Origin of the sequence: Pseudomonas sp. NPDC089401, assembly GCF_044749485.1 — a bacterium.
Classification (GTDB): domain Bacteria; phylum Pseudomonadota; class Gammaproteobacteria; order Pseudomonadales; family Pseudomonadaceae; genus Aquipseudomonas.
On record NZ_JBIVIA010000002.1, the window covers coordinates 90,635 to 103,252 of the forward strand.

The following is a 12,618-nucleotide window of genomic DNA, read 5'->3' on the forward strand; positions in this document are numbered from 1 at the left end:
CTGGGCTGGCGAGGTGCGCCCCCAGGTTATCCACAGGGCCTTCCCCGTTAAATCGGGATAACCCGGGGGCCGCTGCGCAGCCCTTTCGCGACACAAGGCCGCTCCTACAGGCATCGCGTTTCCTGTAGGAGCGGCCATGTGTCGCGAAAGGGTCGCGAAGCGGCCCCAGCATTCTCGACTCAGTCCTCCGGCCTCAACCTCAACTCCACCATCAAGTCATCCGCCAGGCTCTCCAGCTTCTGCTGCAAATCATCCAGCGACAACGTCAAAGGCAGCGCCAGCAGCGCATCGGCATGAAACAACGGCTCGCTGCTCATCGGCGCCGGGCGCACCTCGGTGGTGAAGCGCTCCAGGTTGACCCCCAGGTCGGCCAGCAAACGGGTGATATCGCGCACGATCCCTGGCCGATCATTACCCACCAGCTCCATCGCGATCGGTTTCCAGGTGCATGACGGCTCGATGCCGCTCTCGGCAATCAGCACGCGAATGTCGTACTGCCCCAAGGCTTCCAGCGCATTCACCAGCTCATCGTAGTTCTCCGCCGGCACCGCCACCCGCAGAATCCCGGCGAATTGCCCGGCCATCCGCGACATGCGACTCTCCAGCCAGTTGCCGTTGTGGTCGGCAATGCACTGGGCAATGCGCTCCACCTGGCCGGCCTTGTCCGGGGCGATCACGGTCAATACAAGATGATCCACAGGCCCTTTCCTCTGTGTCGGGCCGCCCGAGGCGGCGGAAATACGGGGGATCGACTCAGTATAGGCAAGGCGCGGCAACCTGCCGCAGGGCAATCCGCTTGACCAATCGTGTACTGTTTCAAGATTTATCTGGAACAATCCATCTGTTTTTTGCGAACATACAACCTCCCAGCGTGACCCTACGCGACCAACCGGTCGTATAACGGCGCTTTTAGTCTGATTTTGCCCCGCCTACTGCTTCATGTAGTATCCCGTGGCGCGGACTACAAAACGTCGTTTGGATGTCTGCCAAGGCGCCTGTGAAAATACGCACATCGTCAGCCAGCCTGCCTGGCCGACGGCACCCAGCCGCCCTCGGGTCTAGTCCGATGGCAAGCACTGGTACGTGTTTAGAGAAGCGCTACAGGCTTAATACAGAAGAGCGAAATAGCTGAGCAGAGGTGAGGCAAGCAATGACTGGATACGTTCAAGTCGGTGGCCTTCAGGTCGCCAAGGCCCTGTACGACTTCGTCAACAACGAAGCGATTCCTGGGACCGGCATCGAAGCCGAGAAGTTCTGGGCCGGGGCGGCAGAGATCATTAAAGACCTCGCTCCAAAGAACAAAGCCCTGCTCGCCAAGCGCGACGAGCTGCAAGCCAAGATCGACGCCTGGCACCAGGCACGTCAAGGCCAGGCGCACGACGCGGTGGCCTACAAGGCATTCCTCCAGGAAATCGGCTACCTGCTGCCACAAGCCGACGATTTCCAGGCCACCACCCAGAACGTCGACGAAGAAATCGCCCACATGGCCGGCCCGCAGCTGGTCGTCCCGGTGATGAACGCCCGTTTCGCCCTGAACGCCGCCAATGCCCGCTGGGGTTCGCTGTATGATGCCCTGTACGGCACCGACGCCATCAGCGATGAAGGCGGCGCCGAGAAAGGCCAGGGTTACAACAAAGTGCGTGGCGACAAGGTCATCGCCTTTGCCCGCGCCTTCCTCGACGAAGCCGCGCCACTGGCTGCCGGCTCCCACGTCGACTCCACCGGCTACCGCATCGATGCCGGCAAGCTGGTGGTCGCCCTCAAGGGCGGCAGCAACAGCGGCCTGCGTGACGACGCCCAGCTGATCGGCTTCCATGGCGACGCCAAGGCGCCGACCGCAGTACTGCTCAAGCACAACGGCCTGCACTTCGAGATCCAGGTCGACGCCAGCACCCCGGTCGGCAGCACCGACGCCGCCGGCGTCAAAGACATCCTGATGGAATCGGCACTGACCACCATCATGGACTGCGAAGACTCGGTCGCCGCCGTCGACGCCGACGACAAGGTCATCGTCTACCGCAACTGGCTGGGCCTGATGAAAGGCGACCTGGCCGAGAGCGTGAGCAAGGGTGGCAAGACCTTCACCCGCACCATGAACCCGGATCGCGAGTACGCCGCGCCCAACGGCGGCAGCGTGACCCTGCACGGTCGCTCGCTGCTGTTCGTGCGCAACGTCGGCCACCTGATGACCAACCCGGCGATCCTCGACGGCCAGGGCAACGAAATCCCTGAAGGTATCCAGGACGGCCTGTTCACCAACCTGATCGCCCTGCACAACCTCAACGGCAACACCAGCCGCAAGAACACCCGCAGCGGCAGCGTGTACATCGTCAAGCCGAAGATGCACGGCCCGGAAGAAGTCGCCTTCGCCGGCGAGATCTTCAGCCGCGTCGAAGACTTGCTGGGCATGCCGCGCAACACCGTCAAGGTCGGCATCATGGACGAGGAGCGCCGGACCACGGTCAACCTCAAGTCCTGCATCAAGGCCGCCGCCGAGCGCGTGGCGTTCATCAACACCGGCTTCCTCGACCGCACCGGTGACGAAATCCACACCTCGATGGAAGCCGGCGCCGTGGTGCGCAAGGGCGCCATGAAGAACGAGAAGTGGATCGGCGCCTACGAGAACAACAACGTCGACGTCGGCCTGGCCACCGGCCTGCAAGGCCGCGCGCAGATCGGCAAGGGCATGTGGGCGATGCCCGACCTGATGGCCGCCATGCTCGAGCAGAAGATCGCCCACCCACTGGCCGGTGCCAACACCGCCTGGGTGCCGTCGCCGACCGCCGCCACCCTGCACGCCCTGCACTACCACAAGGTCGACGTGCAGGCCCGTCAGCGCGAGCTGGCCTCGCGCACGCCGGCTTCGGTCGACGACATCCTGGCCATCCCGCTGGCCGCCGACACCAACTGGTCGGCCGAAGAAATCCGCAACGAGCTGGACAACAACGCCCAGGGCATCCTCGGCTATGTGGTGCGCTGGATCGACCAGGGCGTGGGTTGCTCGAAGGTGCCGGACATCAACGATGTCGGCCTGATGGAAGACCGCGCCACCCTGCGCATCTCGGCCCAGCTGCTGGCCAACTGGCTGCGCCACGGCGTGGTCAGCCAGGAGCAGGTGCTGGAAAGCCTCAAGCGCATGGCTGCGGTGGTGGACAAGCAGAACGCCGGTGACGCCCTGTACCGCCCGATGGCGCCGAACTTCGATGACAACATCGCGTTCCAGGCGGCCATCGAACTGGTGATCGAAGGTGCCAAGCAGCCAAATGGCTACACCGAGCCGGTGCTGCACCGCCGCCGTCGCGAGTTCAAGGCGCGTAACGGGTTGTAAGGCCCATTCGCGGGCTAGCCCGCTCCCACAGTTCACCGCTGCCTTCACGGGCAATGGGCTCTTGTGGAAGCGGGCTTGCCCGCGAATGCTCTCACGCCATTATTCGATCCGTAACTCTCTCTTCACCAACCCCAGCAGTTTCCCCAGGTCCACCGGTTTCAGCAGAAAATCCACCACCCCCAGGTGCATCACGTCCACCGCCTCCTTCACATCGGTGTCGCCCGACACCACGATGATCGACAACGCCGCCCGCTCCGACTCGCGAATCCGCCGGATCAGCTCCAGGCCATCGTTGGGCTGCATGCGCAGGTCGGTGATCATCAAGGCGATGCGCGGCTCGTAATGCAGCTTGAGCATCGCTTCCTGGGCTCCATCGGCGGTCATGCTCTCGATGCCCCTGCTCTTGAGGTACAGCTTCAGTGCCTCGCTGTTCACCGGATTGTCGTCTACAACCAGCACGACAGGGCTCGGCGCCAAAGGCGCACTCAACACGGCCAAGGCTTCACGCTCGTCGTCACTCAGAATCTCGTCATGCTCAGCCATGGTCATCTCGTCAAAAAAATCCCGCTCAACGGTTAGGACCGCAAAACCCGCGCAACCCGGTTCGCCTTTCGTCGGGGCTTTGACAACGTCGCCCATAGACTTACGTCCAATGGGCACCATGCCGCCGCCAGTCGACCATGGGGACCGAGAACAACAAGGCCGCTCCTATATATAGATATATATAGTTCGGCGTAGCGATACGGTCAGTGTCATGAGCAAAAAGGACGCCTACAGCCAGGCGGGCAGGACGGCAGTGCTGCAGAACATCCAGGGCACCTTGCAGTTCCTGCAGCGCTTCCCGCCGTTCAACCAGATGGAACACAGCCACCTGGCCTTCCTGGTGGAACAGTGCCAGCTGCGCTTTTATGCCAGCGGCGAGAGCATCATCAAGCCCACGGACGGGCCGGTGGAGCACTTCTACATCGTCAAGCAGGGCCGTGTGGTCGGCGAGCGCCAGCACCTGGTCAAGCCCGGCGTGGAAACCACTTTCGAGATCACCAGCGGCGAATGCTTCCCGCTGGCGGCATTGCTGGGCGAGCGTGCCACGCGCACCGAGCACCTGGCCGGCGAGGACACCTTCTGCCTGCAACTGAACAAGGCCGCCTTCATCCGCCTGTTCTCCCTCTCGGAAGTGTTCCGCGACTTTGCCCTGCGCGGCGTCAGCAGCCTGCTCGACCAGGTCAACCAGCAGGTGCGCCAGCGCGCCGTGGAAACCCTCGGCACCCAGTACTCGCTGAACACCCCGCTGGGCGAACTGGCCATGCGTCACCCGGTGGTCTGCGCGCCAGGCACGCCGCTGCGCGAGGCCGTGCGGCTGATGCACGAGCAGCAGGTCGGCAGCATCGTGGTGGTCGATCCGCAGCGCTACCCGGTCGGCATCTTCACCCTGCGCGACCTGCGCCAGGTGGTGGCGGCGATCGACGCCGACCTCGGCGCACCGATCGAACGGCACATGACCGCCCGGCCTTTCTACCTCGCGCCCCAGGCCAGCGCCTTCGACGCGGCCATGGCCATGACCGAGCGGCACATCGCCCACGTCTGCCTGGTGGAGAGCGGGCGCCTGTGCGGCGTGGTCTCCGAGCGTGACCTGTTCTCCCTGCAACGGGTCGACCTGGTGCACCTGGCACGGACCATCCGCCACGCACCGCGCCTCGATTCACTGGTGCAACTGCGCGGCGAAATCGGCCAGCTGGTCGAGCGCATGCTCGCCCACGGCGCGTCCTCGACGCAGATCACCCAGATCATCACCCTGCTCAACGACCACACCGTGTGCCGGGTGATCGAGCTGGCCATCGCCGAACGCGGCGACCCCGGCGTAGCGTTCAGCTGGTTGTGCTTCGGCAGCGAAGGGCGCCGCGAGCAGACCCTGCACACCGACCAGGACAACGGCATCCTCTTCGAAGCAGCCGACGCCAGCGCAGCGGATGCCATCCGTGCGCGCCTGCTGCCGTTGGCGCAGTACGTCAATCAGGGCCTGGCCCAGTGCGGCTTCACCCTGTGCAAAGGCAATGTCATGGCCGGCAACCCCGAGCTGTGCCTGTCACGCACCGAATGGGCGCGGCGCTTTGCCGGCTTCGTGCGCGAAGCCAGCCCGGAAAACCTGCTGGGGTCGAGCATCTATTTCGACCTGCGTGTGGTCTGGGGCGATGAAAGCGGTTGTGAACAGCTGCGCCGGCAACTGCTGGAGCAGGTGGCGGACAACCGCATCTTCCAGCGCATGCTCGCCGACAACGCCTTGCGGCAGAAGCCACCGGTAGGCCGCCTGCGCGAATTCGTGCTGACCCGCCAGGGCAACGACAAGGCCGCCACCCTCGACCTCAAGGTGCAGGGCCTGACACCGTTCGTCGACGGCGCCCGGATACTGGCCCTGGCCAACGGCATTGCCGCCTGCAACACCGTCGAACGCCTGCGCCAACTGGTCGCCAACGGTGTGATCGATGCACTGGATGGCGCCGCCTATGAAGAGGCCTACCACTTCATCCAGCAAACCCGCATGCAGCAGCACCAGCGCCAGACCCGCGACAACCTGGCGTATTCCAACCGCCTCGACCCGGACAGCCTCAACCACCTGGACCGGCGCATCCTGCGTGAGTCCCTGCGCCAGGCCCAACGCCTGCAAAGCAGCCTGGCCCTGCGGTACCAGCTATGAGCCTGTTCGCCTGGCTACGCGCGGCCGCGCCCCACTTGGACGAAGCCTCGCGCCAGCGCCTTGGGCGATTGCCCAGGGCGAAACCTTTGGGCGTGTGTTCGCTGCGCGAGCAGCGCTGGGTGGTGCTCGACCTGGAAACCAGCGGCCTGAACCCCAACCGCGACCAGGTACTGTCGATCGGTGCGGTGACCATCGAGGACGGCGCCATCGACTTCGCCCAGCAGTTCGAGCGCACCCTGCACCGCCCCGAACAGAAGACCAACGCCAGCGTGCTGATCCATGGCCTTGGGCCCAGTGCCCTGGCTGCGGGTTGCGACCCGGCCGGGGCGCTGCTCGACCTGCTCGAGTTCATCGGCGACAGCCCGGTGCTGGCATTCCATGCCCCCTTCGACCAGCGCATGCTGGCCCGCGCGCTCAAGGAAAGCCTGGGGTATCGCCTGCCGTTGCGGTTTCTCGACGTCGCCGAACTGGCGCCGATGCTCAACCCCGACACCGTGCTGCGTGAAGCCGGGCTGGACGACTGGGTGGCGCGTTTCGGCCTGCAGGTGGAGGAGCGCCACCATGCCAGCGCCGATGCCCAGGTCACGGCCGAGCTGGCGTTGATCCTGTTCAGCCAGGCCCGGCGCCAGCAACTGGACAGCCCATTGCAGCTGGAGCAGCGGCTGCACGGGTGGAGGCGGCGCCAAGTGCATAATCACAGCCTTTAGATTTGCATTGGCCTTGCCGGCCCTTTCGCCCGTAAACCCGCTCCCACAGGGATCGCGCGGTCCTTGTGGGAGCGGGTTTACCCGCGAAAGGGCCGGCACAGGCAACACACCTTGGATGATGGCAATCCGATAAGCGTCCATTGCACCCCACCCCCCGCCTCTGCAACAATCGCGAATAATTATCGTTAGTTAATGCATTCGTTCCAGGGGGGACGCTGCGTGTCTTCTGCCCACAGCCCACACGCCGACCTGGTCGGCACGCTCTACCGCGACCATCGCGGCTGGCTGCTCGCCTGGCTGCAGCGCAGCATGGCCTGCCGCCAGCGTGCCGAAGACCTGAGCCAGGACACCTTCGTGCGCCTGCTCGGCCGCCCGCAGCTCGACGCCCCGCGCGAGCCGCGGGCGTTTCTCGCCGCCGTGGCCAAGGGCCTGATGTTCGACCACTTCCGTCGCGCTGCCCTGGAGCAGGCCTACCTGGCCGAGCTGGCGCTGATCCCCGAAGCCGAACAACCCTCCCCGGAAATCCAGCTGCTGATCCTCGAAGACCTCAAGGCCATCGACCGCCTGCTCGGCAAGCTGTCGAGCAAGGCCCGCGCCGCCTTCCTGCACAACCGCCTGGACGGCATGGGCCACGGCGAAATCGCCGAACGCCTGGGCGTGTCGGTTTCCCGCGTGCGCCAGTACATCGCCCAGGGCATGCGTCAGTGCTACGTGGCCCTGTACGGGGAGCCGACGTGAACAACGCCCCCGTCTCGGCCCGGGTGCTCGAAGCCGCCATCGCCTGGAAGATGAGCCTCGACGACAGCAGCGGCTCTGCGGACTTCATGCGCTGGCACGCAGCGAGCGAAGAGCACGCCCGCGCCTGGCGCCAGCTCGGCGCCCTCGACCAGCGTGTCGGCGCCGCCGCCGGCCCGGCCCGCCAGGCCCTGCTGCAATCACGCGCCAACCTGCGCCGACGCGTCGGCAAGGCCGGCAGCGGGCTGGCCGGGATGTTCCTGCTGGGTACGCTGCTGGCCTGGCTCGGCGCGCCGTCGCTGGCGCCCAGCTACTGGCTGGCCGACCAGCGCACCGCCACTGGCGAACTGCGCACCCTGCGCCTTGAAGACGGCACCCTGCTGAGCCTGAACACCCACACCGCCGTGGACATCGACTACGACGGCGAGCAGCGCGTGCTGGTGCTGCACCAAGGGGAAATTTCCGTCGAAACCGGCCACAACGACCCGCGCCCGCTGCTGGTGCGCACCGACGACGGCCGCCTGCGCCCGCTCGGCACTCGCTTCCTGGTGCGCCGCGAGCGTGCCGGCACGCGCCTGGAGGTGCTGCAGTCGTCGGTTGCCGCCATGGCGCACAACAGCGGCGACGAACAGGTGCTGCACGAAGGCCAGCAGGTGCTGATGAGCGCCGACGGCCTGGGCCGGGTCGGCCCGGTGGCGGCCGGCGCCGATGCCTGGACCCGCGGCATGCTGGTGGTCGACAACGTGCGCCTGGCCGACCTGCTGAAGCAGTTGGGCCAGTACCGCACGGGCCACCTGGGCGTGGCCGACGAAGTGGCCGACCTGCGCGTGACCGGCAGCTTCCCGCTGACCGACACCGACCTGGCACTGGCCTCGCTGGTGCCGGCGCTGCCGGTGAAGGTCGAGCAGCATACGCCGTGGTGGGTGACGGTCGTTCCCAAGTAAACCTGTACCGGCCTCTTCGCGGGTAAACCCGCTCCCACAGGTGCTCCACAGATCTCAAAGACTGTGAAGTTCCTGTGGGACCACAGGTCCTTCACAAATTTCAAAGGCTGTGAAGTTTCTGTGGGACCACAGGTCCTTCACAAATTTCAAAGGCTGTGAAGTTTCTGTGGGACCACAGGTCCTTCACAGATTTCAAAGGCTGTGAAGTTTCTGTGGGAGCGGGTTTACCCGCGAAGAGGCCGGCACAGGCAAACACCGGATCCAAATAATTCTCACTTTTTTTCCGATTCCCCCTGTCACTTTGCAAATCTCGTGCGGCAAGGAAGCAGTTAGCACTTATCCGTCTAGGAGCCGCTGAATGTCCCGTGCCGTTGATCGTATCCTGCGTCCCAGCCTGATGGCCTTGGCCGTCGCCCTGGCCACGCCGTTGGCCAGCCCTGCCCTGTTCGCCGCCGAACAGTCCGCGCCGCGCGCCTACAACCTGCCCGCCGCGCCGCTGGCCACCACCCTGAACCAGATCGCCAGCCAATCGGGCATCGCCCTGGCCATCGACCCGGCACTGGTCAACGGCCGCACCTCGGCCCCGGTCAACGGCCAGTACAACGGCCTCGGTGCGCTGCAGGCCGCCCTGCTCGGCACCGGCCTGCAACTGCAACAGAGCAGCGCCGGCAGCTACAGCCTGGTAGCCGTGCCGGAGGGCGCCCTGGCCCTGCCGGAAACCACCATCAACGCCGCCGGCACCTCCGAAAGCGCCTGGGGCCCGGTCGACGGCTACCTGGCCAAGCGCACCGCCGCCGGCACCAAGACCGACACCGCCCTGGTCGAAGTGCCCCGCTCGATCTCCGTGGCCACCCGCCAGCAGATGAGCGACCGTGGCGTGCACAGCCTGGACGACGCCGTGAAGTACATGCCGGGCATCGTCTCCGCCAGCTTCGGCAGCGACACCCGCTACGACTGGATGCGCGTGCGCGGCTTCGAGCCGACCCAGTACCTCGACGGCCTGCCGCTGCCCCGTGGCGTGTACGCCAACCCGAAAGCCGAAACCTGGAACCTCGACCGCCTGGCCCTGCTGCGCGGCCCGGCCTCCTCGCTGTATGGCCAGACCCCGCCCGGCGGCCTGCTGGACATGGTCAGCCGCCGCCCGCAAGCCGAAAGCGCCCATGAGATCGAGGTGCAGTACGGCAGCGACAACCACCGCCAGATCAACTTCGCCAGCACCGGCAAGATCGACGACCAGGGCCAGTTCCTGTACAGCGTCAGCGGTGTGATCCGCGACGGCGGCACGCAGATCGACCACATCGACGACAAGCGCTACAACATCGCCCCGAGCCTGACCTGGAACATCGACGAGGACACCTCGCTGACCTTGCTGACCCAGTTCACCCGCGACGATACCGGCGTCACCAGCCAGTTCCGGCCGATCCAGGGCACCAAGATCGACATGCCGTTCGGCAAGATCTCCCACCACAAGAACCTCGGCGACCCGGACTACGAGTTCTACGACCGTACCTACTACGCCCTCGGCTATGCCTTCGAGCATCGCTTCAACGATGTCTGGCAGTTCCGTCAGAACCTGCGCTACACCAAGTCTGACCTGTCGTTCCAGACCATCACCGTCAACAGCTACATGCCCCAGTACGGCATGGTCGTGGACAACGACGGCAATGTCGGTCGCGGCACCACCAACGTCGACGAAGACATCAGCCAGTTCGCCGTCGACAACAACTTCCAGGGTGACTTCAAGACCGGCGACATCAGCCACACCCTGCTGATCGGCCTGGACCACCAGCGCACCAACAACAACTTCCTGACGATCTACGGCTCCGCCCCCAGCATCAACGTGAACAATCCGTCGTACGGCTTGCCCATCACCCGTCCGGATCGCTCCACGGCTTACTACGACTATGATCAGAAGACCCGCCAGACCGGTGTCTATGTTCAAGATCAGATGGCACTGGGCAACTGGCGCCTGACCCTGGGTGGCCGCGAGGACTGGGTACATACCAGCACCAAGTTCTTCAACAAGGGTGACGCCACCAACACCCAGCGTGACAGCAACTTCAGCGGCAACGCTGCAATCAGCTATGTCTTCGATTCGGGCTTCGTGCCTTACCTGTCCTATGCCGAGTCGTTCCAGCCCTCCAGCAAAGCCGAAGTCGATCCAACCAGCGCGTTCAAGCCGACCGAGGGTAAACAGTGGGAACTGGGCATCAAGTACCAGCCACCCGGTTCCAACACCCTGCTTTCTGCAGCGGTCTATGACCTGACCCAGAAAAACGTGCTGGTCACCAGCAACTCGGGCAACGTCACCGTCACCAGCCAGACCGGCGAAGTGAAAGTCCGCGGCCTGGAGCTCGAAGCGGTATCGGACGTCACCGAGAACCTCAAGCTGACCGCCGCCTACACCTTGGCCAAGTCCGAGGTGCAGGATGGCCAGTACAAGGGCAACCGCCTGCAACTGATGCCCAACCAGCAAGCCTCGCTGTGGGCCGACTACACCTGGCACAGCGGTGTGCTCGACGGCTTCGGCATCGGTGGTGGCGCGCGCTACACCGGCAACACCTACGGCGACCAGGGCAACACCTACCTGGGCAAGGCCAACGCCTACACCGTGTTCGACGCCTCCGTGCACTACGACCTGGGCCGCCTGAGCAACAGCCTCAAGGGCGCGTCGCTGGCAGTCAACGCCACCAACCTGTTCAACAAGGACTACATTTCCACTTGCGACAGCTACTACTGCTACTACGGCGACGAACGCAGCGTCGTTGCCAGTGCGTCCTACAAGTGGTGATGGCCTGAGCAACCCCGCGTGCCGACCAAGCCGTCCCTCCGGGGGCGGCTTTGGTCTTTCTGGACACCGAGAAACATAATGAAATGAAAAGCCCAACCCTGCGCCGCTGGTCCGTGGTCCACACCTGGAGCAGCCTGGTCTGTACCCTGTTCCTGCTGTTGCTGGCGCTCACCGGCCTGCCGCTGATCTTCCACCACGAGCTGGAACATCTGCTCGGCGACGCCGCCGAGCTGCGCGAAATGCCCGCCGGCACCCCGCACCTGGACCTCCAGCAGCTTGTGCACAAAGCCGAGCAGCATCGCCCGGGCGAGGTGGTGCAATACTTGGGCTTCGACAAGGACGAGCCCGATGGCGTGCTTGCCATCACCGCCGCCACTGCCGGAACCGAGCCCAATTCGTCGCACACCTTCATGCTCGATGCCCGCACCGGCGAAGCCGTGGCCATGCCGGCCGCCAACGGCGGCTTCATGATGCTCATGCTGCGCCTGCACGTGGACATGTTCGCCGGCCTGCCCGGCAAGCTGCTGCTGGCCTTCATGGGCGTGCTGTTCGTCGTCGCGATCGTCTCCGGCACCGTGCTCTATGCGCCGTTCATGCGCCGCCTGGACTTCGCCACCGTGCGCCACGACAAATCCCGCCGCCTGCGCTGGCTCGACCTGCACAACCTGATCGGCGTGGTGACCCTGGCCTGGGCCCTGACCGTCGGTGTCACCGGGGTGATCAGCGCCCTCTCCGACCTGGTCATCGCTGCCTGGCGCAACGACAGCCTGGCGGCGATGGTCGCCCCCTACCGTGACGCTCCGCCGCTCACCGAGCGCGCGCCGGCCACACGCCTGCTGGAAATCGCCGAACAGGCCGCCCCCGGCATGCGCCCGGACTTCATCGCCTTCCCCGGCACACGCTTTTCCAGCGAGCACCACTACGCCGTGTTCATGAACGGCGCCACCCACCTGAGCGCGCACCTGTTCACACCGGTGCTGATCGATGCCCGCACCCTGGCGCTGACCGCCGTTGGCGAACGGCCGTGGTACATGGACGCCATGGGCCTGTCGCAGCCCCTGCACTTCGGCGACTATGGCGGCCGGCCGATGCAGATCCTCTGGGCGGTGCTCGACGTGCTGACCATCATCGTGCTCGGCAGCGGCGTCTATCTGTGGCTGGCCAAACATCGTCGCAGCCGAGAGGCAAGGTCATGAGCCACCGTTCGCAATCCACCGCCAGGGTATTCGCCTGGCCGGCGGCCATCGCCGCGCTCGGCGCGCTGGGGCTGTTCGCCGCCCTGCTCGGCGATGGCCCCTGGGACATGCTGGCCTGGCTCGGCCTGGGCATACCGGCGTACCTCGGCGTGCGCGCCCTGTGGCGGTGAGGTAGCGGGTAACCACCTGCCCGCTGCGCGCCCCTTCACCATGCCCGCTCCCTGA

At 65.2% G+C, this 12,618-nt stretch carries 10 protein-coding genes; 8 read left to right on the plus strand and 2 right to left on the minus strand.

Annotated elements, in window-relative coordinates; all coding sequences use genetic code 11:
- Positions 1-179: 179 nt before the first annotated feature.
- Positions 180-698, minus strand: a complete 519-nt coding sequence (locus tag ACIP21_RS04585) for a glycine cleavage system protein R (RefSeq protein ID WP_400684498.1) — start codon at positions 696-698, stop codon at positions 180-182.
- Positions 699-1,150: 452 nt separating this feature from the next.
- Between ACIP21_RS04585 and ACIP21_RS04590 the strand changes: the two genes are divergently transcribed.
- Complete coding sequence (locus ACIP21_RS04590) at positions 1,151-3,328, plus strand: malate synthase G (protein ID WP_400684501.1); 2,178 nt, start codon at positions 1,151-1,153, stop codon at positions 3,326-3,328.
- A gap of 99 nt (positions 3,329-3,427) precedes the next feature.
- Here ACIP21_RS04590 and ACIP21_RS04595 read toward each other — a convergent pair whose 3' ends face one another.
- Positions 3,428-3,967 (minus strand): response regulator, encoded by a 540-nt coding sequence (locus ACIP21_RS04595; protein WP_400684502.1) that lies wholly within the window; start codon positions 3,965-3,967, stop codon positions 3,428-3,430.
- A 115-nt stretch (positions 3,968-4,082) separates the two neighbouring features.
- Here ACIP21_RS04595 and ACIP21_RS04600 point away from each other — a divergent pair, with 115 nt between their 5' ends.
- The 7 genes from ACIP21_RS04600 (at position 4,083) to ACIP21_RS04630 (ending at position 12,563) form a co-directional block, all read left to right on the plus strand.
- Complete coding sequence (locus ACIP21_RS04600) at positions 4,083-6,020, plus strand: DUF294 nucleotidyltransferase-like domain-containing protein (protein ID WP_400684505.1); 1,938 nt, start codon at positions 4,083-4,085, stop codon at positions 6,018-6,020.
- Positions 6,017-6,727, plus strand: a complete 711-nt coding sequence (locus ACIP21_RS04605; RefSeq protein ID WP_400684507.1) for a PolC-type DNA polymerase III — start codon at positions 6,017-6,019, stop codon at positions 6,725-6,727. Before ACIP21_RS04600 ends, ACIP21_RS04605 begins: the two co-directional genes overlap by 4 nt.
- A 192-nt stretch (positions 6,728-6,919) precedes the next feature.
- A complete protein-coding gene (locus ACIP21_RS04610) occupies positions 6,920-7,465 on the plus strand; it encodes an RNA polymerase sigma factor (RefSeq protein ID WP_400684510.1) in 546 nt (181 codons plus the stop codon).
- Positions 7,462-8,406 (plus strand): FecR domain-containing protein, encoded by a 945-nt coding sequence (locus tag ACIP21_RS04615; RefSeq protein ID WP_400684512.1) that lies wholly within the window; start codon positions 7,462-7,464, stop codon positions 8,404-8,406. The genes ACIP21_RS04610 and ACIP21_RS04615 overlap by 4 nt, the downstream gene beginning before the upstream one ends.
- Before the next feature lie 358 nt (positions 8,407-8,764).
- Entirely contained in the window at positions 8,765-11,197 is a 2,433-nt protein-coding gene (locus ACIP21_RS04620; protein ID WP_400684514.1) for a TonB-dependent siderophore receptor, read from the plus strand.
- An 83-nt stretch (positions 11,198-11,280) separates the two neighbouring features.
- Positions 11,281-12,393 carry a PepSY-associated TM helix domain-containing protein gene (locus ACIP21_RS04625; RefSeq protein WP_400684516.1) on the plus strand — a complete coding sequence of 371 codons (1,113 nt, stop codon included), beginning with the start codon at positions 11,281-11,283 and terminating at the stop codon, positions 12,391-12,393.
- Complete coding sequence (locus ACIP21_RS04630) at positions 12,390-12,563, plus strand: hypothetical protein (RefSeq protein WP_400684519.1); 174 nt, start codon at positions 12,390-12,392, stop codon at positions 12,561-12,563. Before ACIP21_RS04625 ends, ACIP21_RS04630 begins: the two co-directional genes overlap by 4 nt.
- Positions 12,564-12,618 lie beyond the last annotated feature (55 nt).